Below are 26,701 nucleotides of genomic sequence, written 5' to 3'. Positions count from 1 at the left end.
TACATAGACTAAGTCTGTTCAATAGACTCTATTTTGCCTTGTTCTCTCAGAAGACTAAAAATCAGCCCCCAAAGCCTTACCAATGACCTCTTTGACATCGGGAGAGAGGCTTGGGCAAGCCGCAACCCGCTCTAAGGCAACCTTCATCTTGTCCTGGTAAGGCTGTGCAAACAAGCGCCAGCGATCTAGTGCCCTGGCTAAGCGAGCAGCTACCTGAGGATTAATGGGATCGAGGGCTAAGACACTTCCCGCCCAAAAGTCATACCCACTGCCATCAGCCTGATGAAAGCTCGCCGGATTATTTGCACAGAAAGCATGAATGACGCTACGAGCGCGGTTGGGATTATTCAGCTTGAAGGCGGGATGTTCGCGTAAGCGCTTGACATCGCTCAAGGTAGACTCAAGCCCATCCACGGGTGGACGACTAGACTGCAAAGCAAACCACTTATCAATGACTAAGGCATCATCTGCAAAACGATTAAAGAAATCTGCCAAGCATTCATTTGCCGCTTTGGCGCCATGCAAGACCAAAGCTGAGAGTGCCGCATAACGGTCAGTCATATTGTCAGCAATTTGATATTGATTGAGCGCCATTGGAGCCCAAGTCTTCACATCAGCCTCAAGCAGCATATTTAATGCCAAATTTTTGAGAGCGCGCTTGCCTGCACTTACTGCATCAGACTTAAATGGTCCAGGGGTTTGATTTTGCTGGTACAGGGCCGCCCATTCGAGTTGTAGCTGCTGAGCAATTTCTTTTCGAAACGCCCGACGTGCCACAAAGATCTGCTGTGGATCAACGCTGGCACACTGCTCATATAGATAGGTTTCTGCTGGAAGCGTCAGGGCCAACTCTTTAAAAGCAGGATCAAGCTGGGCATCGAGCAAGAGATTGCGATAAGCCTCAATGAGCTTGGCATCTGGCAAGCGTTGATTCAAAATCATTTGCATAGCCAACTTCTGCCCTGCTTCCCAGCGATTGAATGGATCGTTATCGCTGGAGAACATCTCCAAGAGATCCGCTTCGCTCTGAGCAAAATCCAAATGGATGGGAGCCGAAAAATCACGGTTAATCGATAGCACTGGTCGCTCGGCAATATGGTCGAAGATCCATGACTGAGTCGGCTGCGTTAACTCCAATAACTGCTCTGCCTGATCATTGGCAGAGGTAATGAGGCGCATCTTTAGTGGAATATGAAAAGGCTTTTTCTCAGTCTGGCCAGGCGTAGCCGCACAAGTCTGAGTAAGCGTGAGGTGATATTGCTTTTTAGCAGCGTCATATTGCTCTTCCACCTTGACGCGTGGTGTGCCGGCCTGGCTATACCAATTTTTAAACTGAGTCAGATCTCGCCCATTGGCGTCGGCCATCGCCGCCAAAAAGTCATCGCAAGTGACAGCTTGACCGTCATGGCGCTTGAAGTAGAGATCCATCCCCTTACGAAAACCTTCTTTACCAAGTAGTGTTTGATACATCCGCACCACTTCAGAACCCTTTTCATACACAGTTACGGTATAAAAATTATTGATCTCTTGGTATTCATCTGGGCGGATGGGATGGGCCATCGGACCCGCATCCTCTGGAAATTGCAATTGACGCAATAGGCGAACATCTTCAATTCGTTTCACCGCCCTGCCAGACTCGCTACCCATTTGATCAGCAGAAAACTCCTGATCCCGAAATACTGTCAAGCCTTCTTTGAGGGATAACTGAAACCAATCCTGACAGGTCACGCGATTGCCAGTCCAGTTATGGAAGTACTCATGCGCAACGACGCTTTCAATATTAGCAAAATCGGCATCTGTTGCCGTTTCAGGTTGAGCTAGGACAAACTTGGTATTGAAAATATTCAAACCCTTGTTTTCCATTGCGCCCATATTGAAGTCGCTGACCGCCACAATCATGAAGCGTTCTAAATCTAACTCCAAGCCAAAGCGCTTTTCATCCCAATGAATCGAAGCAATTAAGGAGTCCATTGCATGACGGGTTTTCTGAAGATCATGGGGTTCTACCCAGATCTGCAACAACTTCTGAGCGCCACTACTGGTCGTAATGGTCTCTTCAATACATTTCAGCTTGCCGGCTACTAGCGCAAACAGATAAGAAGGCTTCGGAAAGGGATCTTCCCAGGTAGCGCTGTGCCATCCATTTGGAAGCTTTTCTTCTTTTACGAGATTGCCGTTCGAGAGCAATACAGGGCACTCTTCTTCACGGGCCCGGAGAGTCACACGGTAACGTGCCATAACATCAGGGCGATCTAAAAAATAGGTGATCTTCCGAAAGCCTTCAGCTTCGCATTGCGTAAAGAAATTTCCATTCGATACGTATAAGCCCATCAGAGTAGTATTTTTATCTGGTGCGCAAACTGAAATAATTTCAACAATGAATTTTTCTTGCCCCTCATTGGGCAGAGAATGAATGCTTAAGGTTTCTGGGGTTAACTCAAAATGACGATGAGCCTCGCCATTGATACGTAAGCTCACAAACTCTAAATCTTGACCAACCAGCGCCAAGGGAGCTCCTGGTTCAAAACTCTTTCCAGGCAATACTTCAATACGACTTTTGACAATCGTGCGCGCTGGATCTAAAGCAATATCTAGTTCGACCTGGTCAAAGGTATAAACGGGAGGGCGATATTCGAGCCGACGAAAGCTCTGGGGCAGATCTGTTTTCATAGCCTTATTTTAAGTCTTAGGCACTAGACTCGCCCAGGCCGAAATTAGCCCCAAACTAAGGTGGCAAGCCCAATGGCGATAAACGTGAGCGCTGCAACGGCATGCACCCATTTGATCGGCATGCGCTGCGTAAACTTCTGCCCTATCCAAACCGCCGGCGCATTTGCCAACATCATCCCTATTGTGGTGCCGATCGTGACTGAAACCACATCGTCATAGCGAGCCCCTAAGGCGATGGTAGCGATCTGAGTCTTATCACCCATCTCCGCCAAAAAGAACAGCACAACCGTCAGCAAAAAGACCTGAAAGGCTCTATCAGCTACTTTGGAGTCGGCAGCGTCATCAATATGATCGGGAACCAGAAGCCATAAACCAATCCCCAAAAAGCTCGCACCCAAAATCCAACGCATTACATCGGGGGATACTAAGGTCATGAGCCAATGGCCCAATAATGCGGCACAAGCATGATTGGCAATCGTTGCAATCAAAATACCGGCAATGATCGCTAGCGCTTGCTTGGGATAGCGCGCTGCCAACATTAAAGAAAGTAATTGGGTTTTATCGCCCATCTCGGCAAGAGCAACCACTCCAGCCGAAAGCGTTAAAGCAGGAAAATCCATGAATTTGCAGCTCCAGTAAATACAAGCGATTGATCACACTGGGGATAGTGTAAATCCTCAGTGTGACTATCGATTGCTAGGACTACAAAAACTGATACATCGGGCTTATGCCACTAATAGCGTCTCAGGATGGGAAAAATCCAAGCCCTGTGCCTGCGCCACTGGCTGCGATGTCAAGATACCCTTGTGCACACTCAGACCATTGCGAAGATGATGATCGATTGTCAGTGCTTGCATCACGCCACGATTGGCCAAGGCCTCTACAAATGGGTAGGTAGCATTGGTAAGTGCAAAAGTAGAAGTGCGCGCTACCGCTCCTGGCATATTGGCCACGCAATAATGCAAGACTCCATCCACCACAAAGGTAGGGTCCGCATGGGTAGTGGGTCTTGAGGTCTCAAAACAGCCGCCTTGATCAATGGCCACATCCACCACCACTGATCCAGCCTTCATTTTTTTGACCATCTCCCGAGTTACCAGTTTGGGGGCCGCACCTCCCGGTAATAAAACAGCGCCAATAACCACGTCAGCCTCGCAAACCTCTTGCTCTACCAATAAGCTATCGGAATAAAAAGTGCGTACCCGATTGCCGTAGAGCATATCGATCTGCCGTAAGCGCTCAATATCACGATCGAAGATGCAAACATCTGCACCCATGCCAACCGCAATTTGTAATGCGTTACGTCCCACCACCCCAGCGCCTAAGATCACTATCTTCGCCGGCGACACACCCGGCACTCCCGCCATCAACACACCCAAGCCACCATGCGTTTTTTCAAGATGGGTTGCAGCCGCCTGAATCGACATCCGACCAGCCACCTCACTCATGGGCGCTAATAATGGGAGGGCACCATTCATCGCGGTCACTGTTTCATAGGCGATACAGGTGGCACCAGACTGAAGGAGTGCATTGGTTTGCTGTGGATCTGGAGCAAGATGCAAGTAGGTAAACAAAATTTGATCTTCACGCAGCATGGCACATTCTTGCGCTTGCGGCTCTTTGACCTTGACGATCATCTCCGCTTTTTGAAACACTTCTGCAGCGCTATTGATCAAAGAGGCACCCGCTTCGCGGTAGGACTCATCACTTAACCCGATTTTTGCACCAGCCCCTCTTTGAATCAGTACTGAATGCCCTTGTTGGCATAGTCCCCTGACATTACCAGGGGTCAAGCCCACGCGAAACTCGTTATTTTTTACTTCTTGTGGAACACCAATAATCATACTGTTCTCCTATTAAATAAACTCACGACGGTTTTTTGTTTTGCGATGTAATCCAGCGATATAAAACATCACCAGATACACGCCCAAGAGACACGGACCCAAGATCAATGCAATCCGTGCATCCTCATGAAAGCCCATTAAGACCACCACTAAAGCAATAAATGCCAGAGCAAACCATGAGGAATAAGGCCACCAAGGTGCGCGGTAACCCAACTGGGCTACTTGCGCTTTGGTAAGAGACCGACGGAATTTCATTTGCGTTATCAAAATGGCAATCCATACCATCAGACCCACAAATGTCACGGCAGCCATAACATATTGAAAAGCTTTATCTGGAACAAAATAATTGAGCACAACGCCAGACATACAAACCACTACCGTTGCCATCACTGCGCGGTGAGGGACACCGTGCTTAGACAGCCTGGCGAAGGGTGCTGGCGCATAGCCATTGCTAGATAAGGAATACAAGAGACGACCGCCACTGAAGATGCCAGCATTACAAGATGACAGAGCGGCAGTAATCACTACAAAGTTGATCAGTCCTGCTGCTTCGCGCAGACCAATGCGCTCAAACATCACAACAAAAGGACTGCCTTCTTGACCCACTTGATTCCAGGGGAAGATGGCCAAAATCACTAGGATTGCACCCATATAGAAAATCAAAATACGCCACGCCAAGGAATCAATGGCCATCGGTATAGTTTTCTTAGGATTTTCGGCCTCACCCGCAGATAGGCCAATCATCTCAATACCAACATAGGCAAATAAGACCATCTGCAAAGAGAGCAACATCCCGCTAATGCCATTTGGAAAGAACCCGCCGTGCTGCCATAAGTTGCTTAAGCCAATCGGCTGCCAGTCATTTGTAAAACCAAACAAAATCACTGAGCCTCCAAGAGCAATCATCGCAACAATTGCTACCACCTTAATCAGTGCAAACCAAAACTCAAATTCACCAAATACTTTTACGGCAATTAAATTAATCATCCCCATCATCACAATGGAAGATAGTGCCCATACCCATTGCGGCGTTTCAGGAAACCAAATGCCCATATAAATGCCGACGGCCGTCACTTCTGCAATGCCGACCACAATCCAATAGGTCCAATATCCCCAGCCCACCATATAACCTGCTAGTGGGCCAACATAGTTATTGGCGTAAGCGGCAAACGAGCCGGCTACTGGCTCATGAACCGCCATCTCGCCAAGAGTTCGCAGAACGATAAAGGCGACAATGCCTGCAAGCAAATAGCCCAGCAAGATAGAAGGTCCAGCAATTTGAATTGCACTTGCGGAGCCTAAAAATAGTCCAACGCCAATCGTTGAACCTAAAGCCATCAAACGAATGTGTCTTACTTTGAGATGGCGCTTTAAGCCAGTTTGTTCAGTCTGCAAAAGAGACCTCCTTTCAAGATGTCATTGGAGAATTACCAACGACACCGAGTCTATGGAGGACTCAATAGAACTACTAGAGGAAGAAAGTACCTAAAGTAACCAATCAATTAAAAGTGCAGCAATACTTCAGCAGGTATAGGCAATGAAGACTGATAATCGATTACATAGAAATTTTTGACTGCAACAGAATCAGTAAATTCTTACAGGGAATCCCCTGATGAAATAAAACCCTATTGAGAAAATGTTAGGAGCAAATCCCTTAACAGCCCGACTGTCCAATCAGATTCAAAATCTCGGCAGCAGCAGCAATTCCACATGCAGCAGTTACCATCACCGTGGAACCATAGCCAGAGCAAGCTAGGCCGCCGGTAGATGCGCCAGCTCTAGGCTCATGAGAGTAAATCGCTCGGATACCAATTTTGTGTTTTAGATTGCGAGAGAATCCATGGTCTTGTCGTAGACCCTGCCTGACTTTTGCTAAGAGTGCATCTTGCTCAGTGCGAGAAAGATCATCGCAGCGCACTGAAGTGGGATCGGTCTTGCCGCCTGCCGCTCCACACATGACAAGCACTCGATCATTAGTTCGTGCCCAAACCGATAAGGCTATTTTTGTTTGCACTGAATCGGTCGCATCTAAAACTAGCGCATCTGCCGGAATCAGACGATCGAGATTTTCTGGCTCTAAAAACTCATCACATAATGTCAACCGAATTTCGGGGTTGATTTGCAAAATACGTTGGGCCATCGCTGCCACTTTTGCCATGCCATATTGACCTTCAAGCGCATGCAGCTGACGATTGGTATTGCTTTCTGCAATGTGATCGAAATCGACCAAGACAAGATGTCCGATGCCGGTGCGCGCCAGTGCCTCTGCCGCCCACGAACCAACACCGCCAAGACCAGCCACAACCACAGTCGCGTCTTGAAAACGAGCGCGCATATCGGCACCGTAGAGTCTAGAAACCCCACCAAAACGTCGCTCTAATACGCTCTCTTCCATCTTGTCTTCTGCCATAACATCTCTTTATACTGAATAAATGGACTCGATTGCTCAACTTCGCAAAAACTATACCTTTGGTCAGCTCTTAGAAACCGAGGTACCCCACAGTCCCTTGCCGCTCTTTCAACTCTGGTTTGATCAGGCCGTAAAGGCGCAATGTCCTGAACCAAATGCTATGACCTTGGCTACAGCCGACCAAGCAGGCAATCCATCAGCCCGTATTGTCTTACTAAAAGGCGCAGACGAAAACGGTTTTAGCTTTTTCACCAATTATGAGAGTCAAAAAGGCAAGGACTTGGCTATTCGCCCTGAAGCGGCCCTTCTTTTTCATTGGCATGAGTTAGAACGTCAAGTGCGCATTAAGGGCGTTGTAGAACGCGTCAGCCCGGCAGAAAGTGATGCGTACTTTCATTCTCGTCCACCTGCCTCACGAATTGGTGCATGGGCATCCCCACAGAGCGCAGCCATTCCAAATCGTGAATTCCTAGAGGAAGCTGAGAAGCGCTTTAAAGCAGAGTTTGGAGAGGCGCCGCCACGACCTGCACACTGGGGTGGTTATCGCTTGCGACCTACCGAAGTAGAGTTCTGGCAGGGACGTCCCTCTCGTCTTCATGATCGCATCCATTACCAATGGAATAACAATCAATGGAGGATTAATCGCTTGGCACCTTAAGCATAGGGGGCTGCAATCAGCGATTTAAATTTTGCTCGAAATTTAGCGAGCTTCGGAGCAACCACTGCTGCGCAATACCCTTGATTTGGGTGCTGCTGAAAATAATTCTGGTGATACGCTTCTGCAGGATAGATAGTTGGCGCCGGTTCAATTTGCGTCACAACCGGGTTAGCGTAAATCTTGGCACACTCTAACTCTTGCACTACCTCATGAGCAATCTGATTTTGCTCCTCGCCATGAGTAAAGATGACCGAACGGTATTGCGTACCATGATCATTTCCCTGGTAATTGAGGGTGGTTGGATCATGAATCACAAAGAAGATCTCCAACAAATCCCGAAAAGAGACGATCTGCGGGTCAAACACAATATCCACGATTTCTGCATGCCCTGTTACCCCGGTACAAACAGACTCATATGATGGATTAGGTCGAGCGCCTCCGGCATAACCCGAAACAACAGTTTTAACCCCTTGAATTTGCTGATAAACAGCTTCAAGACACCAAAAACAGCCGCCGCCAAGGGTTGCGCGCTCTAACAGAGCTGAGTTTTTATCTAAGTTTTCATTCATAGCTTTATCCTAATGCCTTATTCCAATGCCTGCCAACTTCTAAATAGACTATGAATCGCCTTACCCTCCAACTTGATGAAATCAAAGCAGCCTATGCTGCCGAAGCAAATCCAACTCTAGAGGTGAGGCTTGAGCGTATTGGCCGCATTGAGAAAATGATTGAGGCTAACGAGGAAAAGCTGTGCAAAGCCCTGATCGCAGACTTTGGTGTACGCCACCCAATCGAAACGCGCCTAGCTGAATTTCAAATGGTGTATCAGGCTTGTAAATACACTCGCAAACATCTCAAAGAGTGGATGAAGCCAGCACAAATGGAAACACCCTCTTCACTCGGCGCTTCGCAGGCTTGGATTGAGAGTCAATCTATCGGGGTGGTTGGCATCATGAGCCCATGGAACTACCCAATACAGTTAGCGCTCGTTCCTGCTATCGCAGCTTTTGCAGCCGGAAACCGAGTATGGCTCAAGCCCTCAGAGCGCAGCTCACGTACCTCAGGCTTTTTGGCAAGCCTGATTCAAGAGTACTTCCACCCTAGTGAATTTAGTGTCACGACAGGCGGCCCAGATATTTCTGAGCAATTTGCAGCATTGGCATTTGCACATCTTCTCTTTACCGGTTCTGAAGCAATTGGTAAAAAAGTGATGCGCGCTGCTGCCGAAAACCTGACTCCAGTGACATTAGAGTTGGGTGGTAAATCACCAGCCCTGATTGACCCATCAGCCAAACTGAAAGATGCTGCAAGTGCCATTATTTACGGCAAGCTCCTCAATGGCGGTCAGACCTGCATCGCCCCTGATTACGTTTTGATTGAAGGCGGTCGTCAATCTGAATTGATTGAGGAATTACAAACAGCAGCCCAAACCCAATTTAGCAACCCCGAAGAGCTCACAGGCCCCATTGATGAAGCACAACTGCAGTATTGGCAGCATCTACTAAGCGATGCGCTCGATCGTGGTGCCAAAGCAGTTCCACTCCTCAACAACCCAGGTGCAGGTGCCAGACGTTTTGAACCAGTTGCTCTTTTGAACGTACCAGCAGAAGCACGCGTACTGCATGAAGAAGTCTTTGGACCCATTTTGCCAATTGTTTCAATCAGCAATACTGCATCCGCCATTGAGTACATCAATTGCCGACCTAATCCCCTTGCCTTGTACTGGTTTGGTAAAGATAAAAAACAGCTGCAGAAAGTATTACAAGAAACATGCTCAGGCGGGGTGACCATTAACGACGTCTTCTTGCATGCTACTGTCGAGACACTTCCGTTTGGCGGCATTGGAGCCAGCGGTTTTGGTAGCTATCATGGCAAAGCTGGTTTTGACACCTTCAGTCACCAAAAATCCATCCTAGACGTTCATGGTTTCTGGGGTACCAATCTCCTAAAGGGCACAAAACCGGTTCGCCCACCGTATAGCAAAAAAGTTGAGCGCCTTGTAAAACGTCTGAAGTAACTAAACAAGCGCCAGTCTTATGGCAAAGGCAATAAAAAGACATCCGGCAAATGTCCATAAACCCGCTGTTAGGCAGTGATGGCGCTTAAAAACCTGAGCAAAAAATTGCCCTACAAAGATGAGTATCGCCAGATAAGTCATGCTCATCAGCTGCAAGACTGTTGCTAGGTAAATAAAAGTGAGCGCTGGTTGCGCAACATCAGGCGCGATAAATTGCGAGAAGAAAGCAATAAAGAAGAAGATGGCCTTGGGATTGGTTAGCGACAGAGAAAGCGCTGCCAATAGCGGATGTAATTGCGTTAAGCGTGCCTGCAACTCATATGCACCCACAGGAGATTTCGTCCTCCAGCGCTGTTGACCGCTACGTAATAAGCCTAGCCCCATCCACCCCAAATAGATTGCGCCCAAAATACGGACAAACTGAAATAGTACGGGGGAAGAGATGAGCAATGAAGCAGCACCAAGAGCAACAGCAATCATCAAAATTGAATCGCCAATAAAAATACCGGCCGCACCCCAAGCACCAGAACGCCAACCTTGTTGGGTTGCTATGGTCAATACATAGAGTGAGTTTGGCCCCGGTAACAAAATCACGAACAAAGTCCCGAGCAGATAGCTTGAAAAATCCACAATTCCGACGTTTGAAGGCGCTAAGAGGCTGAAGGTGAACCATTCCATAGCTACATCATAATTAATTCGGGAAAACCCTTGTAATTAGTGCCTCAAACTGCTATAGTGAGAGGCTTTTTTAAGCAATTTGATTCATCGCCCCCCAGCTCTATTTCAGCGTACCGTTTAGAAGTCATAAACACCAAAGTTCCAAAAACGCGCTGCCGCTTGTCTGATGGTCGATGCCTTTGACCATCGCACCCTGTAAAAAACTATGGGTGCAACATACGGAGACATCCCTTAAAGGGGATGTGTAATAGCATGACTTTTTCTAAAGGAACTAAACACGAGTTGAAAGACTCCAAGAGCACTGGAAATGAATTCCAGAATTTCGCCCTAGCGGCCTCACTTCTTAAAAACGTTGCTGAATTGGGTTTTACCCAGGCTACTGCCGTGCAAGCTCAGGTTATTCCTGCAGCCCTCGCTGGCGGTGACTTATTAGTCAGCAGCCAAACTGGTAGCGGAAAAACCGCAGCCTTTTTATTGCCGATGATTCATCAGCTGATCGAGGACAACCCGAACAACTCACCTGTACCAGGTCGTGCACAACCTAAAGTGTTGGTGCTCTGCCCTACTCGTGAATTGGCTCAACAGGTTGCCGCCGATGCAGTGAACTTAGTGCGCGGTATGAAAGGTATTCGTATTGCTACTGTGATGGGTGGCATGCCGTATGGCAAGCAAATCCAAGCATTGAAAGGTGCATTGTTAGTTGTTGCAACCCCAGGTCGCTTACTCGACTTGTGCGATAGCAAAGCAATTCGCTTAGATGATGTTAAACAGCTCGTGATTGACGAGGCAGATCGTATGCTCGACATGGGATTTGCGGATGATCTCGAGGCGATTGATAAACGCTGTGCTGGACGCAATCAAACATTGATGTTCTCAGCAACTTTTGCACCAAAGATTATGTCTTTGGCTAATGAGTTGACGACAGATGCCAAGCGTATTGAACTTGCTCATGCAGGTGAAAAACATGCCAACATTGAACAGAAATTGCATTGGGCTGACAGCATGTCACATAAGCATAAATTGCTTGAGCACATTTTGGCCGATGCCGATTTGGATCAAGCGGTTGTGTTTGCAAGCACTCAAGTTGAGAGCGAAAAAATTGCAGATACATTACGTGCGAACGGCTATGAAGCAACCGCCTTACACGGTGCTATGCCTCAAGCGGTGCGTATGCGTCGCCTAGAGTCATTACGTAAGGGTCACACCAAGATTTTGGTAGCCACTGACGTAGCTGCTCGCGGTATTGACGTGCCACGTATTAGCCACGTTATTAACTTTGGCTTGCCAATGAAACCAGAGGACTACACGCACCGCATCGGTCGTACTGGTCGCGCTGGTCGCAATGGTGTTGCTATCACCTTGGTTGAACATCGTGATCGCGCCAAGATTCGCAATATCGAGCGCTTTACACAGCAAGATATCGTTGCTTCTGTAATTGCCGGCCTTGAGCCACAAGCCAAGCCAAGTTTTGGCGGTGGCGGTGGTCGTCCTGGTGGTCGCTCTGGCGGCGGCTTTGGCGGTAATCGCTCTGGTGGCGGTGGTGGTCGTTATGGCTCCGGCGCACGTTCCGAGTCTCGCTTTGGCGGCGGCGGTTCTGGCGGCGGTAATGCTGGTGGTCGTTCAGGTGATTCACGTCCTGCACGCTCTGCTGACTCTCGTCCTGCACGTTCCGCGGATTCACGTCCGACTCGTTCTGGTGATTCACGTCCAGCAGGCCCTCGCTTTGCTAAGCCAAAGTCTGGCGGTCAACGTCGTAACTTTAGCGGCAGCTAAGAATGGCTCACCGTAATCGTCTCCGTTCTGCATGGAATCGAGTCGGTTCCGGTGAAATTCACCGGGCACCGCGCAAGTGGCAAGCCTGGTTAAGCGATACCGGTTCTTTAACTCAAAAAATTGAGCAGGCGATTGGGCAAAAACTCGAAGTTCAGGTTTTGCGCGATGGCCCTCAAACCTTAAATAGCGACGAGAGTCGCTATTTTCATTTCAAGATTAGACGCTGCCGTGTGCGCGAAGTATTACTGTGCGCCAAAGGCATTCCTTTAGTCATGGCGCATAGCGTCATTCCAACGACAAGCTCTAGTGGCAGCAATCATGGCATCCTGCGCCTCGGTACCAAGCCCTTGGGAGCCGTTCTCTTTGCCAAAACCCGGATGCACTCCAAGGCAAAGCCACCGCGCGACATTGCGCGCTTAGATAAAACGAATGCGCTATGGAGAAAATGTGCAAAAAATAATTTAGCCCTTACGTCTCCTCTATGGGCACGTCGCACCCTTTACCGATTAAAGGGGCACCCTATCCTAGTGAATGAAATATTTTTGCCGACGCTGCTAAATTACAAAATCAAATAATCAGCCAGGCTAGTGCAGCCTTAATTAAGGCTTCGTCACCTGGTTCTGTAGTGAAGACTTCCCCAAACCCAATCTGCTCTGCTGCATCAGCAATATTGTGATGTGGGCATACAGCACTTGCCACATTCAAGTTTTGGGCAAATTGATCTGCTGCTACCTTACCCAAATACCTTACGGCTTCTGAAGAGGTGAGCAGCCAGAGCGATTTAGAAAAATCCATTTCTTGGATGGCCTGCCATGCAGGATTATCGATATCGAGCGGAATACGCGAGTAGGTAGAAATCGCCTCTACTGTTGCGCCAGCTTTGCTCAGAGTGTCAGCCAACCAATCGCGACCACCCTCCCCTTTAAAGATCACCACCCTCTTAGTTGACCAGTCCCACCCTAATCCTTGAAGCTCCTGCCACAAACCCTCCGAATCCCAATGCTGATTGTTATTCGGAATCCAAATCGGCGTAGGGTTCTCTTCTTGACCAATTCCATGGTTATTTAAGGCCAAACGGCTGCTACCGCCCATGACACCAATGGGAATAATCTTCTTAGAAAAATCTTGCCAGTCTCGCTCTAACAAACGCATCACACTCTCAATCGCATTAGGACTGACAAAAATAGCGAGATCCGCATTATTTAAAACACTGGCAATGTGATCAGCCAACTGCTCATCATCTTTAGGAACGATGGTTAGCAAAGGCAAAGATAGAATTTGCGGCAGACTGCGTTTTGCTACACCACTGAACTCGATCGCACGTGAAAGCGTCTCAATCAACTGGCGCGCTTGACCGCTTGGCCTAGTAATGACGATCGATTTGATGCTCATTGCGCTGAGTATGTCGAATTATTTGGCAATTTTTGGAATTAACTCTGCTGCACCCTGGGCAAGCAAGTCATCGGCTACTTTGAGACCTAGTTCCTCGGCCTGGGCAACAGAATGCACTGGGCCACTTCCGCTCGCCAGACAAATCGCTTTGCCGTCAGTGCTGGCCACAAAGGAGCGAATCTGCATTTGCTCTTGATTCCAAGTGGCATGTGCAGCCAAGGGCACCTCACAGGAGCCGCCGAGCTGACGTGAAACCATGCGCTCAGCCGAAACAGCATATAGCGTCGGTAAATCATTCAAAGGGGCAAGCCATTGCTTAATGTGAGGATGCTCAATCAGAGTCTCAATTCCCAGCGCACCCTGACCTGCTGCAGGTGTGTAAGGTTCATAAGGAAGGTAAGCACGAATGCGACCGTCCAAACCTAAACGCTTTAGTCCAGCAGCAGCCAAAATAATCGCCTGATACTCGCCGCGATCCAACTTACCCATCCGGGTATCTAAGTTCCCACGCAAAGGCTGAATTTCTAAATGGGGAAAGCGGGCACGGAGCACAGACTCACGACGCAAACTAGACGTTCCCACAATGGCACCTTTGGGAAGATCCTCCAGACTGGCGTAGTCGTTAGATACAAAAGCATCCCTTGCATCTTCACGTTCCATCACGCAGGCCAACTCAAAACCCTCTGGCATGACCATGGGCACATCTTTTAAAGAGTGCACTGCTAAATCAGCTCGACCATCTTCTAGGGCGGCTTCTAATTCTTTGACAAAAAGGCCTTTACCACCCACTTTTGAGAGGGCTTTATCCAAAATTTGATCCCCCCGGGTAGTCATGCCTAATATCTGGACATCACACTGTGGATAGAGCTTTTTTAGGCAATCTCGGACATGTTCCGCCTGCCACATGGCTAGGCGACTCTCACGGGACGCAATAACCAAGCGCTTTGGGGCGTCGGGGGCGGCAGAAGAAGGCGAAGAATTCAGGATTTGGGGCATAACATTTAAAATAATCAAAGACCTACACCAATATACTGTGTTTATGAGCTCATCTAAAAATTCCCTAGCCAACAAAGCCCAAGCTTGGTCGGCCCGTTTTGCCGAACCCGTTGACGAACTAGTACAGCGTTATACAGCCTCTATTGGCTTTGATCAACGTTTCGCCATGGTTGATATTGCCGGATCTCTGGCTCACGCCGAAATGCTGGCCACCCAAAAAATCATCAGCGCGCAAGATTTAGCTGACATTCAAAAGGGTATGACGCAAATCAAAGCGGAAATTGAAGCGGGTGAGTTTCAGTGGCAATTAGCACTAGAAGATGTGCACCTGAATATTGAAGCTCGACTCACAGAGTTGGTTGGTGATGCTGGCAAGCGTTTGCATACTGGTCGTTCACGTAACGATCAAGTTGCTACTGATCTGCGTCTATGGTTGCGCGCTAGCGTAGATGAAATTGCGACAACTTTAAAAACTTTGCGCACTGCCCTATTGGATCTTGCTGAAAAGCATGCCGCAACCATCATGCCTGGTCATACCCATCTCCAAGTAGCGCAACCGATTACTTTTGGGCACCACTTAATGGCCTACTACGAAATGTTTAGTCGTGATGCAAGCCGTTTAGCGGATTTGCGTGCACGTTTTAATCGCTTACCTTTAGGTGCTGCTGCATTGGCTGGTACTACCTACCCAATTGACCGCGAACAAGTCGCCAAGATTCTGGGTTTTGATGGCATTTGCAACAACTCTTTAGATGCAGTATCAGATCGTGACTTTGCAATTGAATTCTGTGCCTTTGCTTCTATCTTGATGATGCATGTCTCCCGTCTATCGGAAGAGCTCGTCCTCTGGCTAAGTCCACGCTTTGGCTTTATTGACCTGCCAGACCGCTTTTGCACTGGCAGCTCCATCATGCCGCAAAAGAAAAATCCTGACGTGCCTGAATTGGCGCGCGGTAAAACCGGTCGCGTTTATGGCGACTTGATTTCATTACTGACGCTAATGAAAAGCCAACCACTGGCCTACAACAAAGATAATCAAGAAGATAAAGAGCCATTATTTGATGCGGTTGATACTGTACAAGATACGCTGCGCATCTTCGCCGATATGGTTCCCCATATTGAAGTCAAAGCCGATGTCATGAAAGCTGCTGCAGAAGAAGGTTTCGCTACCGCTACTGATTTGGCCGACTATCTCGTCAAAAAAGGCCTGGCATTCCGCGATGCTCACGAAGCAGTGGCCCACGCCGTGAAAGCTTGCGTTGGCAGAAACTGCATGCTAACCGACTTGAGTCTTTCTGAATTGCGCTTTGCTTGCGGACTAGATAATCGCCCTGAACTGATTGGCGATGATGTCTTTGCCTTGCTGACAGTAGATGGCTCTGTACAGTCTCGCCAGCATGCTGGTGGTACCGCCCCAGCTCAAGTGCTTGCTGCAATTGAACGGGGTCGCGCAGACCTCTAAGTCGCATGGGGTTCTGGACTAAGCTCTCCAAGGGCATTGATCGCATTAATCAATGGCTAGGCCAAGCAGCCAGTGTCATGATTTTGTTGTCCTGCGTTGTCTCTGCCGTGAATGCCCTACTTCGCTATGGCTTTGATATTAGCAATAACTGGCCGCTAGAGCTCCAGTGGTATCTCTTTAGTGCAGCAGTAATGCTGGGTACCTCTTATACCCTTAAACGCAATGAGCATGTTCGCGTTGATCTGATTTATTCCCACTTGTCTGACCGCGGCAGAATTTGGGTTGATCTATTTGGGCTAATCTGCTTCTTAATGCCTGCCTGCTTACTCTTTTGCTGGCTTTCTTGGACCACACTCTTTTATCCCTCTTGGTTGGTTATGGAGGGCTCTCTGAACTCAGGTGGTCTTGCGCGTTACCCAATTAAATTTGTGGTGCCGTTTGGTTTTTTCATGTTGAGTCTACAAGGGATCTCAGAAATAATTAAACGCATCGGCGCATTAAAAGGTGAAATTACCTTGCCCGCCGAAGACCTTCATTACGAAAAGCCGATGCAATGATTCCATTAGAGTGGATCCCCCCTCTCATGTTTGGTGGCCTAGTCATCTTTATGTTGATTGGCTTTCCAGTAGCTTTTTCATTGATGGCTGCGGGCTTATTCTTTTCTGCAATTGCTATGGCGGAAGGCTTTTTTGGTATGTCTTTTTTGCAGGCCATTCCACAAAGGATCTTTGGTAGCGTACTGGCCAATGATCTTTTGCTGGCAATCCCCTTCTTCACCTTTATGGGTGCCATCCTAGAGCGCTGCGGCCTTGCTGAAGAGATGCTGGACTCCATGGGTCAACTGTTTGGGCGCATTCGTGGTGGCCTAGGCTATTCCGTCATCATCGTTGGCTTTATTCTGGGTGCCATTACGGGCACAGTAGCTGCGCAGGTGATCGCAATGGCGATGATCTCCTTGCCCGTAATGATGCGTTATGGCTATAACATGCGCTACGCTACGGGCGTTTTAGCAGCCTCCGGAACGATTACCCAGTTGGTACCGCCTTCGCTCGTTTTAATCGTCTTGGCAGACCAACTCAAAACCCAAAGCGGTAGCGCAGACGTTGGCAGTATGTACCTGGGTGCATGGGGTCCATCACTATTGCAGATCGCATTGTTTGCCCTGTATACCTTCTCCTTATCGCGCATCCGACCCGATTATTTACCACCCGTACCCGAAAGTGATCTCACCCTTAAAGGTTGGGCGCTCTGGAAAAAATGCCTCATGGGCATCATTCCGTCTGCAGTGCTCATCTTTTTAGTACTAGGCACCATCATGGCCGGCATTGCTACGCCAACCGAGTCAGGCGCGATGGGCGCCATGGGTGCGCTACTGCTAGCCTGGATACGCCGAGCAAGCATTCCCAATTTGAAGGGGTTGATACAAGAAGCCTATCAAAACACGATGCGCATTACAGCGATGGTGGTATTTATTTTGATTGGTTCAACTTGCTTCTCTGTTGTGTTTCAAGGGGTCGATGGTGGTCGCTGGGTTGAGGAGCTTTTTTCAAACCTTCCTGGTGGTTGGATTGGATTTTTAGTTGTCGTCAATCTCTTTGTATTTTTCCTTGCCTTCTTCCTCGATTTCTTTGAGATTGCTTTTATCGTGGTCCCGATGCTTGCGCCAGTTGCCGTGAAACTACTGTCACCAGTATTGCTCGATTCCATGAATGGCAACCCTCAAGCAGCTGCTAGCGCCGCATTGGTCTGGTTTGGCGTCATGCTGTGCGTCAATATGCAAACCTCCTTTATGCACCCACCCTTTGGATTTGCCCTTTTTTACCTTCGAGGCGTAGCCCCGAAAGAAGTCAAAAGTAGTGACATCTATTGGGGCGCCCTACCCTGGGTAGGGCTGCAGTTGGTGATGGTTGTCGTAGTTATGGCTTTTCCAGCTCTAGTGACCACCTTCCTAGATAAGCCTGCGGCAGTTGTGCAAAGCCAAGACTTCAATTTCACTGGTGGCGATGAAAACAAGCCTGAAGCACCTAGCAAAGTTGATGAAGATGCCCCTGTGACTTTCCAATTGGACAAACCGGGCAAATAATATCCCCGCTACTAGCCAGAAACGTCTACGATACAAAGACTTTTTACCGTTCCCAGACCTAACAACTGATAAGAATTTGATATGTCAAATTATTTAATGCTCAATCATTTATCCTTTATTAAGTTTCTACCCTTATTTTTCTTTACAGCAATCGTGTTGTTCTTGGTGATTGGCTGGCTACATGGGAGATATCGACTGAAGCACAATGGCACGGTCATTGTCCGAGATTCCCTGGCAGCCTCTATCTTTGGTCTCTCTGCCCTCGTTTTGGGCTTTACATTTTCAAGCGCAAATGATCACTTTACTAAACGCATCGGCGTGAACAGAGCTGAGGCCTACTCGATCGAGCGCGTTTATCAGTCTACAAAATATTTATTGCCACAAGATCAAATTGTGGCCAAAAAGGCATTGGATAAGCTAATCGAAACCAGACTAAAAACATTTATCAATGTGGATACCGAGCAAGAGTTAGACAGCCACCTAGAAGCCCTGAACAATCAAGTCAGCGCCACCAATGAAGTCATCATCTCCGCAATTGCAAGAGCACCTGTAGCCACTCAAAATTATGCAAATAAAATATTGGCTATCCAATTGGGCGAGATGGTTCAAGCATTTGAGGATGGCGCTCTGGCAGCCAAAGCCCATCCACCAGCTATTATTGAGCGCTGCCTACTGGTCCTTCTCTGTGTTGGCTCCTTATTAAGCGGCTATACCATGGCTGTCCACAAAGAAGAGGATTGGTTCTTGACCGCCATTTATCTTGCCTTAATGGGTTTTTCCTTATTTGTCATTTTTACCTTGGAATTTCCAAATCAATTGTTTTCTTATGAAGCAGTGAACGTGGATCTCTTGCGCATTCAGCGTCTCTATGGGGCGGCTAGTAGCCCCCCTTAATTGCATCCACAAAAAATAATATGAAGAAATTAATGAAGTCTTGTAAATATGTGCCAATGATTTTGAGCGCATTGATTCTCTGCGCCTGCGGCTCTCCCATGACCCCCGATTTTGGTCAGATGTCTGCCAAATACGCAAATACGCTTGAGCAATATCAAATTAATATGATTTTTCAGAATATATTGCGCGCTTCTGAAAACCGCCCTGTAAGCTTCTTGGATATGCCAACCATTAATGGCTCGGGATCGATTGGCGTGAGCTCTTCTGTCGGCGCATTATTTACTGGCGGTGCTATTCCTTACAACGCTAGCTATAACGTGATCCAAGGTGGCCTCTCCTATGCAACTCCGAGTACCTCACTTAACCTAAACAATAACTTTAATTTCACACAATCCTCTTTAGATAATGCCGTTTTTTGGAAAGGCTATCTCAACGAACTTCCCGTGGAGACGGTGAAATATTTTGAACATAATCACATTCCCAAAGAGGTTGCCCTAACTATTGTGATTGATCAAATTCAGGTAATACATCCAAATGGGTCTCAGGAAACCTTCATCAACAACCCCTTGAGGCCTGATTACGCGCAATTTCAGAAGCATCTCTATGAGCTTATCGCCGATGGCTTTGAGGCTGCCCTAATTGATACTTCACAAAAAATTGGGCCCCCAACTACCATTGATCATTTGCGGCCTAAATTTGGGGAAAAGGGATTAGAATTTTTGAAGGAATCTGGTATTGCTCTACAGAAAGTAGATGGGCCTCAGCCGTACTTATTTCAACCCGTTCAAGTTTCAAAGCAATACAAACTGTGCGTTCAAAAGAATAAGTACGAAAACTATGTTGCCCAACAATACTTCCCTGGTATCTATTGCCAAGAAACCTTAGCCGAGCAAATCAGCAAACAGAATCCTGCCAAGAAGAATCAGCCAAAGCTATTGGTTCGGATTCGCTCGACCAACAATATTTTTGAGTTTTTAGGGCAAGTAGTTAAGGCTCAATTGGCCCAACAACCATTTTTACTAAAGCTACCACCAACCCCAACAACCTTTAACGATAACCGCAGCGAGATAAATAAATATGCCCTCCTGGTTGTAAACAAAGATAAGCCTACTCAAAAACCTTTTTCCATTATTGAGAGCTTAGATGGATTTACTTATAGCATTCCCAGCGAAGAAAATGGGTACTCGCCACTGACAATTAAGCTACTGTCACAGCTTATGTCATTGCAAAAGATTCCAGGAAGCATTCCGGCATCACCCTCGGTGCTATTGAAGTAGACCCAATAAATAAGGCCCCTAGGGGCCTTATTTATTTACAGAGTGATATCGCGTTCTTGCCTAACGCAGTCAACGTAATACTCGCTTTTGCCATCAACACTCGTTTTGACAAGCCCATGAATATCCGTCTCAAAGCCTGGGAACTTTTCATTAAAGTCTCGAGCAAAGTAGAGATAGTCCACGATGCGTTTATTGAAACGCTCTCCAGGAATCAATAGCGGGATACCTGGCGGGTAAGGCGTCACCAACATGGCTGTTACCCGTCCATCCAACTGATCTAGCGGCACACGATCAACCTGTTTGTGTGCCATTTTTGCCCATGCTTCGGAAGGCATCATGGCTGGCTCCATATCGGAGGTATACATCTCTGTCGTCATGCGTGCTACATCTCGGCTCTTATAGAACTCATGAATTTGCTGGCAAATATCCTTGAGTCCCACACGCTCATAGCGCGGGTGCTTTGCGACAAACTCTGGCAATACCTTCCAGAGTGGCGCATTTTTATCAAAATGATCTTTGAACTGTTGCAACTCAGTCACCAAGGTGTTCCAACGGCCCTTAGTAATGCCGATGGTAAACATAATGAAGAAGGAATACAGACCGCACTTCTCTACGATCACCCCATGCTCTGCTAGGTATTTCGTGACGATGCTCGCTGGGATGCCCATAGAACCGAAATTACCTTCGATATCTAGGCCAGGGGTCACTACAGTTGCTTTAATAGGATCGAGCATGTTGAAGTCTTTGGCCAATTTGCCAAAGTCATGCCAGCTTGCATTGGGCTCCAAGACCCAATCAGAACGTTCGCCAATACCTTCTTCAGCTAAGTGATCTGGGCCCCAAACCTTGAACCACCAATCCGAACCAAACTTATCATCTACCTCGCGCATTGCGCGTCGGAAGTCCATTGCCTCGGCGATTGACTCCTCAACCAAGGTAGTGCCGCCCGGCGACTCCATCATGGCTGCAGAGACGTCACAAGAAGCAATGATGGCATATTGCGGGCTCGTTGAGGTATGCATCAAATAGGCCTCATTAAAGCAATCACGATCCAACTTAGTATCTTCTGCATCCTGGACTAAGACCTGGGAAGCTTGAGATAAGCCAGCCAGCAACTTGTGAGTGGACTGAGTCGCAAACATCAAGCTCTTCTTGGTGCGCTTACGATCAGAGCCGATCGCATGCATGTCCTTGTAAAACGGATGGAATGCTGCATGCGGCAACCAAGCCTCATCAAAATGCAATGAGTCCACCTTACCGTCAAGCATTTCTTTAATCATCTCAACGTTGTACACAATGCCATCGTACGTGCTCTGGGTAAGTGTCATTACGCGTGGTACGACGTTCTTATCCTTAATAAATGGATTGGCGTCAATTTTTTTCTGAATATTTTTCCACTCAAACTCTTCTTTCGGAATGGGACCGATGATGCCTAAATGATTGCGTGTAGGCATTAAGAAAATAGGAATTGCACCCATCATGGTGATGGAGTGGATCACTGACTTATGACAATTACGATCTACCAAGACAACGTCGCCAGGCGCAACAGTCGAGTGCCAAACAATCTTATTAGAGGTAGATGTGCCGTTCGTAACGAAGAACAAGTGATCTGCATTAAAGATACGGGCGGCATTACGCTCACTCTGAAGCACTGGACCAGTGTGGTCTAGTAATTGACCTAACTCTTCCACGGCATTACAGACGTCGGCACGCAACATATTCTCGCCAAAGAATTGATGAAACATTCGACCTACTGGGCTCTTGAGGAAAGCTACACCACCAGAGTGTCCGGGGCAATGCCAAGAATATGAACCTTCTGAAGCGTAATTTGTTAGAGCGCGGAAGAATGGTGGTGCCAATGAGTCCAGGTAAACCTTCGCCTCGCGAATAATATGACGCGCTACAAATTCAGGGGTATCCTCATTCATATGAATGAAGCCGTGCAGCTCACGCAAAATATCATTTGGCATATGGCGTGAGGTGCGGGTCTCGCCATACAAGAAGATTGGAATATCTTCATTGCGCTTACGTACCTCAGTGATAAAGGCACGTAAATTATTGAGCGCTGGCAAATCATGATCTTCAGAATCAGATACAAACTCTTCATCGTCAATCGATACGATAAAAGAGGAGGCACGGGATGCTTGCTGAGCAAAAGAAGTCAGATCACCATAGCTCGTTAAGCCAATGACTTCCATGCCTTCATTTTCAATTGCCTCGGCGAGGTCGCGAATACCAGAACCCGAGATATTCTCGGAACGGAAGTCCTCATCAATAATGATGATTGGGAAACGAAATTTCATAAATACTCCCCTGCTATCTTGTCCGACGTATTCGGAACCCACTTCTCAAAATTGGCTAGGTCAATGACCCGGCCACCATCTGGCAAAACCGTGACTATATCGACAAATGTCGCATTTTGCTGCACATCTCTTGGCAAGTAAACATGGCGAGCATAAACCTGGTTTGCTAAGCTTTCGTGATAGCCGGTAAAGGTAATCAGGAGATGCCAATGTCCATTCAGAGAGGCTTTACCCAAGAACTCATTTAAGGGGCTAGCCTCATCAACGCTGTGCATAGCTGTCCAAGTCAATGAAAAGACCGGACTCTCAGAACGATGCAAGGGCAACTCTACCGATCTGCGATAGCGCTCACCTTCACTAGTCATGCTCTCGGCAATCAACCACAAGCGTAATTGCGCCTCAACAATATGTGAACTACGATCATTAGCCACTCTAAATTTCAGCGTCTTCACGCCATCGTGATTACCAACTACTGCTACCTTTGTAAAACGTACGCCGGCAGTAGGTCTCGTGAAACGAGCAAAGGCCAAACCCGTTGTCAGGGCTGAATACACAATGCCAAAAAAGGCTTCAAAAGTAACGATTGAGTTGGGCCAATGACCAACTGGTGTCATTTGCCCATAACCAATGGTTGCCATCGTCTGGACACTGAAATAGAACACATCAATTAAAGAACCCGGTTTAGTGTTCGTAATTGCCCCTGGCCCACAAGCCAGATAAGCAAAGGCGAATAACAGATTGGTTCCCAGGTAAACACAAATGACCAAGAGTAAAAACTTGGACCAGGTTGTGCCAAGCAACCAATGGTAGAAATTGTTTTCTGGACGCGCTACCGCTGAGCGCGTCAGGGTTGCGCGATATTCATCAAGATTAATCCGCTCTGGGCGGCGACCAAAATGAAGTTTATCCACTACCGTGAAAGACTTAGGTCTTGGGCAGGGTTACGCCCCGCTGACCTTGGTACTTACCACCGCGATCTTTATAAGATGTACCGCAAACTTCATCGCTCTCAAAGAAGAGTACCTGCGCACAACCCTCACCTGCATAAATCTTTGCAGGCAATGGAGTGGTATTGGAAAACTCTAAGGTGACATAACCTTCCCACTCTGGCTCGAATGGAGTGACGTTCACAATAATGCCGCAGCGTGCATAGGTGCTCTTACCAACGCAAACCGTTAAAACGCTACGTGGAATCTTAAAGTACTCCACCGTTCTTGCTAAAGCAAATGAATTGGGAGGAATGATACAAACGTCACCCTTGAAATCCACGAAGGATTGCTCGTCAAAATTCTTCGGGTCAACAATGGTGCTGTTGATGTTGGTAAAAATCTTAAATTCATCAGCACAACGAATGTCATAGCCGTAGCTTGAGGTGCCATAACTTACGATTTTGTTGCCGGCGGCATCTTGGCGAACTTGCCCAGGTTCAAATGGGCTGATCATGCCTTGCTCGCCCATGCGGCGGATCCAGTGGTCAGATTTAATAGTCATGGCCGAATTGTAAAACCTTCGCTAGGCCCTGCCCACCAATTTATTGGGTGTTTTGGCTAAAAACCACCCGTTCGGGGGCGTTATAGATTTCGAAGTGTTTTCCAGAACAACGTGAGAGGATTGTCAGATTGGTTTTGCGGGCCAATTCCAGCCCCATGAGCGTGACACCAGAGCGGGTCAACAGAAACGGAATTCCCATTTGGGCACCTTTGATGACCATCTCTGAGGTCAGCCGTCCGGTGGTAAAGAACACCAAATCTTTGCCCGGCTTATTGGCCAGCCACATCAACCCTGAAATCGAGTCGACTGCATTATGGCGGCCTACGTCTTCAATGAAATGGAGCAGTCGAACACCAGCCTCGCCCTCTCGCTCAAAAACTGCACAAGCGTGAACGGAGCCGGACTTTTTATAAATAGTGTCATGGGTCCGGATCGCCTCTACCAAGGCAACGATGGCCTCTTGGGACAGCTGAGGGCCATCTGGCAGCTTAATTTCTGACATCTCCTCCATCAGGCCACCAAACATGGTCCCCTGACCGCAGCCGGTGGTTACTACCCGCTTGCTTGTTAAGGCATCAATATCTACCGTGCTACGACGGGTTTTTACAGCCGCAGAATCAGTCTCCCAATCCACCTGAATACTTTCGATGTCATCAGGTGACTCTACCAATCGCTGGTTACGGAGGTAACCCAATACCAAGGCCTCAGGGGCGCTTCCCAGCGTCATCAAGGTGACTACTTCACGCTTGTCCAGGTAAATAGTTAAAGGCCGTTCCCCAGGGATATAGGCCTTCTTTAAACGCCCGGCCTCATCCATGGTCTCTACCTCGTGCACCAGAGGCACTGAGGCATTGGACATCTGAATATGGGGCTTGACTGCCTGGGATAACATGCGGCGCTTTCTAAAATGGGGTTTAGCAGGATTTTATCGAGTCTTATTGGGTGTTTACTTTAACCGCAGACTAAAATCACTGCTCAAGCCAGCATAATTGTGGATTGTCCCTAAATTAACCTTTTTATTTAAGTCCGCTTTACATGAGCAGCCCGCAGCGTCGCCTTCTAGTTACCTCCGCCCTTCCTTATGCCAATGGTCAGATCCACATCGGCCATTTGGTGGAGTACGTTCAGACAGATATTTGGGTGCGCTTCCAAAGAATGCGGGGTCACGAGGTTCACTATGTTGGCGCTGATGACACTCATGGCACGCCGATCATGTTGCGCGCTGAAAAAGAAGGTCTTACGCCTAAAGAGTTAATTGCAAATGTGTGGAAAGAGCACAAGCGCGACTTTGACAACTTCCTCATTTCATTTGACAACTACTACACCACAGATAGCCCTGAGAATGAAAAACTGGCACAAAGTATTTATCTCAAACTACGGGATGCAGGTTTAATTGAAAAGCGCGCGATTGAGCAAGCTTACGATCCTGTTAAAGAAATGTTTTTACCTGATCGCTTTATCAAAGGCGAATGCCCGAAATGTGGCGCCAAAGATCAATATGGTGATAACTGTGAAAAATGTGGGGCAACATATTCCCCTACCGATCTAAAGAATCCCTTCTCGGTAGTGAGTGGAGCAACACCGATTAAAAAGATCTCGGATCACTATTTCTTTAAGTTATCTGACCCCCGATGTGAAGCATTCTTGCGCGAGTGGACTCAAGTCAAAACACCGCTGCAATCTGAAGCGCGCAACAAAATGAAGGAATGGGTTGGCGAACCTGGCGAGAGCAAGTTAGGCGACTGGGATATCTCCCGCGATGCCCCATACTTTGGCTTTGAAATCCCCGATGCCCCTGGTAAATACTTCTATGTATGGCTGGATGCCCCAATTGGTTACTATGCCAGCTTCCTAAATTACTGCCAGGCTAAGGGCCTCAATTTTGATGAGTGGGTAAAGCCAGATACCACTACCGAGCAATACCATTTCATCGGTAAAGATATTTTGTATTTCCATACCTTATTTTGGCCTGCGACTTTGCAATTTGCCGGCTACCGCACGCCCACCAATGTATTTGCCCACGGCTTCTTAACGGTGGATGGCGAGAAGATGAGTAAATCTCGTGGCACATTAATTTCCGCCAACAGCGTCATCGAGTGCGGCTTTAATCCAGAGTGGTTCCGCTATTACTTTGCGACTAAATTAAATGACAGCATGGAAGATTTAGATTTAAATCTTCAAGACTTCGTCGCACGCGTCAATAGCGACCTTTTAGGAAAGTACATCAACATCGCAAGCCGCAGTGCTGGTTTCTTAGTCAAGCGATTTGGTGGCGTGGTTTCTGATGAAGCCATGAATCATCCTCTCCTGAAAGAAATTGCATCAGCCAGCGAAAAAATTGCAGAGCTCTATGAAGGGCGAGAATTTGCGAAAGCACTGCGTACCGTGATGGAGCTCGCCGATAAGGTCAACGGCTTTGTGGATGAAAACAAGCCTTGGGAAATTGCTAAAGATCCTGCACGAGAGGCTGACCTTCAGCGGGTCTGTAGCGTTACCTTAGAGGCCTTCCGCATGCTGACGCTGTACCTCAAGCCGGTTATTCCTCAGGTCGCTGCAGGTGTGGAGCAATTCCTCTCATTGCCAAGCCTTGGCTGGCATGACATCAATACCCCGCTTTCCAGCAAGAATCCTATCCAGCCATACAAGCACCTAATGACCCGCGTAGAAGCCCCTCAAATTGAGGCTTTGCTGGCCGCAAACTTGTAAAAAAGGGGCTAAAAAGCACCTATAATGACAGGTGTAGTCCCTCGATA

At 47.7% G+C, this 26,701-nt stretch carries 22 protein-coding genes and 1 pseudogene; 10 read left to right on the top strand and 13 right to left on the bottom strand.

Features of this window, described 5'->3' with window-relative positions; genetic code table 11:
• Positions 1 to 54: 54 nt before the first annotated feature.
• The 5 genes from pepN to ICN24_RS07000 all read right to left on the bottom strand — a co-directional run bounded on the left by pepN (position 55) and on the right by ICN24_RS07000 (position 6,924).
• A complete protein-coding gene (gene pepN, locus ICN24_RS07020) occupies positions 55 to 2,670 on the bottom strand; it encodes an aminopeptidase N (RefSeq protein WP_216222442.1) in 2,616 nt (871 codons plus the stop codon).
• 44 nt (positions 2,671 to 2,714) lie between these two features.
• The gene (locus ICN24_RS07015; protein ID WP_216222440.1) at positions 2,715 to 3,290 is read right to left on the bottom strand and encodes a TMEM165/GDT1 family protein; all 576 of its coding nucleotides are present in this window, start codon (positions 3,288 to 3,290) and stop codon (positions 2,715 to 2,717) included.
• A gap of 105 nt (positions 3,291 to 3,395) precedes the next feature.
• Positions 3,396 to 4,514, bottom strand: a complete 1,119-nt coding sequence (ald, locus tag ICN24_RS07010; protein WP_216222438.1) for an alanine dehydrogenase — start codon at positions 4,512 to 4,514, stop codon at positions 3,396 to 3,398.
• 12 nt (positions 4,515 to 4,526) lie between these two features.
• Positions 4,527 to 5,909, bottom strand: coding sequence for an amino acid permease (locus ICN24_RS07005; RefSeq protein WP_216222436.1), 1,383 nt, complete (start codon positions 5,907 to 5,909; stop codon positions 4,527 to 4,529).
• Between the two features lie 259 nt (positions 5,910 to 6,168).
• On the bottom strand, positions 6,169 to 6,924 hold the full coding sequence (locus tag ICN24_RS07000; protein WP_216222435.1) for a ThiF family adenylyltransferase: 756 nt from the start codon (positions 6,922 to 6,924) through the stop codon (positions 6,169 to 6,171).
• Between the two features lie 22 nt (positions 6,925 to 6,946).
• Between ICN24_RS07000 and pdxH the strand changes: the two genes are divergently transcribed.
• Positions 6,947 to 7,582, top strand: coding sequence for a pyridoxamine 5'-phosphate oxidase (gene pdxH / locus ICN24_RS06995; protein ID WP_216222434.1), 636 nt, complete (start codon positions 6,947 to 6,949; stop codon positions 7,580 to 7,582).
• Here pdxH and msrA read toward each other — a convergent pair.
• On the bottom strand, positions 7,579 to 8,151 hold the full coding sequence (msrA, locus tag ICN24_RS06990) for a peptide-methionine (S)-S-oxide reductase MsrA (RefSeq protein ID WP_216222433.1): 573 nt from the start codon (positions 8,149 to 8,151) through the stop codon (positions 7,579 to 7,581). The two genes, pdxH and msrA, sit on opposite strands and share 4 nt — an antisense overlap.
• 50 nt (positions 8,152 to 8,201) lie before the next feature.
• On the opposite strand from msrA, the gene ICN24_RS06985 reads away from it, so the two are divergent.
• Positions 8,202 to 9,599, top strand: coding sequence for a coniferyl aldehyde dehydrogenase (locus ICN24_RS06985; protein WP_216222432.1), 1,398 nt, complete (start codon positions 8,202 to 8,204; stop codon positions 9,597 to 9,599).
• Here ICN24_RS06985 and leuE read toward each other — a convergent pair whose 3' ends face one another.
• Positions 9,600 to 10,277: a leucine efflux protein LeuE gene (gene leuE / locus ICN24_RS06980; RefSeq protein WP_216222431.1), complete on the bottom strand. Its 678-nt coding sequence runs from the start codon at positions 10,275 to 10,277 to the stop codon at positions 9,600 to 9,602. It abuts the gene before it with no gap.
• Between the two features lie 252 nt (positions 10,278 to 10,529).
• On the opposite strand from leuE, the gene ICN24_RS06975 reads away from it, so the two are divergent.
• Positions 10,530 to 12,050: a DEAD/DEAH box helicase gene (locus ICN24_RS06975; RefSeq protein ID WP_216222430.1), complete on the top strand. Its 1,521-nt coding sequence runs from the start codon at positions 10,530 to 10,532 to the stop codon at positions 12,048 to 12,050.
• 2 nt (positions 12,051 to 12,052) lie between these two features.
• Positions 12,053 to 12,625, top strand: a complete 573-nt coding sequence (locus tag ICN24_RS06970; RefSeq protein ID WP_216222428.1) for a chorismate lyase — start codon at positions 12,053 to 12,055, stop codon at positions 12,623 to 12,625.
• On the opposite strand, the gene ICN24_RS06965 is transcribed toward ICN24_RS06970, so the two are convergent.
• Together ICN24_RS06965 and hemC are read right to left on the bottom strand one after the other, a co-directional pair.
• Positions 12,618 to 13,442 (bottom strand): uroporphyrinogen-III synthase, encoded by an 825-nt coding sequence (locus ICN24_RS06965; protein ID WP_216222426.1) that lies wholly within the window; start codon positions 13,440 to 13,442, stop codon positions 12,618 to 12,620. The two genes, ICN24_RS06970 and ICN24_RS06965, sit on opposite strands and share 8 nt — an antisense overlap.
• 18 nt (positions 13,443 to 13,460) lie before the next feature.
• Complete coding sequence (gene hemC, locus ICN24_RS06960; protein WP_370623121.1) at positions 13,461 to 14,426, bottom strand: hydroxymethylbilane synthase; 966 nt, start codon at positions 14,424 to 14,426, stop codon at positions 13,461 to 13,463.
• A gap of 55 nt (positions 14,427 to 14,481) precedes the next feature.
• On the opposite strand from hemC, the gene argH reads away from it, so the two are divergent.
• The 5 genes from argH (at position 14,482) to ICN24_RS06935 (ending at position 20,154) form a co-directional block, all read left to right on the top strand.
• Positions 14,482 to 15,900, top strand: coding sequence for an argininosuccinate lyase (gene argH, locus ICN24_RS06955; RefSeq protein WP_216222423.1), 1,419 nt, complete (start codon positions 14,482 to 14,484; stop codon positions 15,898 to 15,900).
• Positions 15,901 to 15,905: 5 nt separating this feature from the next.
• Positions 15,906 to 16,457 carry a TRAP transporter small permease subunit gene (locus ICN24_RS06950; protein WP_216222422.1) on the top strand — a complete coding sequence of 184 codons (552 nt, stop codon included), beginning with the start codon at positions 15,906 to 15,908 and terminating at the stop codon, positions 16,455 to 16,457.
• Positions 16,454 to 17,983: a TRAP transporter large permease subunit gene (locus ICN24_RS06945; RefSeq protein WP_216222421.1), complete on the top strand. Its 1,530-nt coding sequence runs from the start codon at positions 16,454 to 16,456 to the stop codon at positions 17,981 to 17,983. Before ICN24_RS06950 ends, ICN24_RS06945 begins: the two co-directional genes overlap by 4 nt.
• Before the next feature lie 81 nt (positions 17,984 to 18,064).
• On the top strand, positions 18,065 to 18,877 hold the full coding sequence (locus ICN24_RS06940) for a hypothetical protein (protein ID WP_216222420.1): 813 nt from the start codon (positions 18,065 to 18,067) through the stop codon (positions 18,875 to 18,877).
• A 32-nt stretch (positions 18,878 to 18,909) separates the two neighbouring features.
• Positions 18,910 to 20,154, top strand: coding sequence for a hypothetical protein (locus ICN24_RS06935; RefSeq protein ID WP_216222419.1), 1,245 nt, complete (start codon positions 18,910 to 18,912; stop codon positions 20,152 to 20,154).
• Positions 20,155 to 20,189: 35 nt separating this feature from the next.
• Here the strand turns inward: ICN24_RS06935 and ICN24_RS06930 are convergent, their stop codons facing one another.
• Genes ICN24_RS06930 through ICN24_RS06915 form a run of 4 tightly spaced genes read right to left on the bottom strand, consistent with a single transcriptional unit; the run spans position 20,190 to position 24,840 of the window.
• Entirely contained in the window at positions 20,190 to 22,457 is a 2,268-nt protein-coding gene (locus ICN24_RS06930) for an arginine/lysine/ornithine decarboxylase (protein ID WP_216222418.1), read from the bottom strand.
• Positions 22,454 to 23,368 (bottom strand): ion channel, encoded by a 915-nt coding sequence (locus tag ICN24_RS06925; protein WP_216222417.1) that lies wholly within the window; start codon positions 23,366 to 23,368, stop codon positions 22,454 to 22,456. The genes ICN24_RS06930 and ICN24_RS06925 overlap by 4 nt, the downstream gene beginning before the upstream one ends.
• Before the next feature lie 13 nt (positions 23,369 to 23,381).
• Positions 23,382 to 23,948, bottom strand: a complete 567-nt coding sequence (dcd, locus tag ICN24_RS06920; RefSeq protein ID WP_071464932.1) for a dCTP deaminase — start codon at positions 23,946 to 23,948, stop codon at positions 23,382 to 23,384.
• 40 nt (positions 23,949 to 23,988) lie between these two features.
• Positions 23,989 to 24,840 carry a formate dehydrogenase accessory sulfurtransferase FdhD gene (locus tag ICN24_RS06915; RefSeq protein ID WP_216222415.1) on the bottom strand — a complete coding sequence of 284 codons (852 nt, stop codon included), beginning with the start codon at positions 24,838 to 24,840 and terminating at the stop codon, positions 23,989 to 23,991.
• Positions 24,841 to 24,983: 143 nt separating this feature from the next.
• Between ICN24_RS06915 and metG the strand changes: the two are divergent.
• Positions 24,984 to 26,648, top strand: a pseudogene (metG, locus tag ICN24_RS06910) (methionine--tRNA ligase); the annotation flags it as partial.
• Between the last annotated feature and the right edge of the window lie 53 nt (positions 26,649 to 26,701).

Origin of the sequence: Polynucleobacter sp. UK-Kesae-W10, from assembly GCF_018881575.1 — a bacterium.
In the GTDB taxonomy this organism is placed as follows: Bacteria; Pseudomonadota; Gammaproteobacteria; order Burkholderiales; family Burkholderiaceae; genus Polynucleobacter.
The sequence above is the reverse complement of the archived record's forward strand: the minus strand, read 5'-3'. Positions and strand labels throughout refer to the sequence as shown.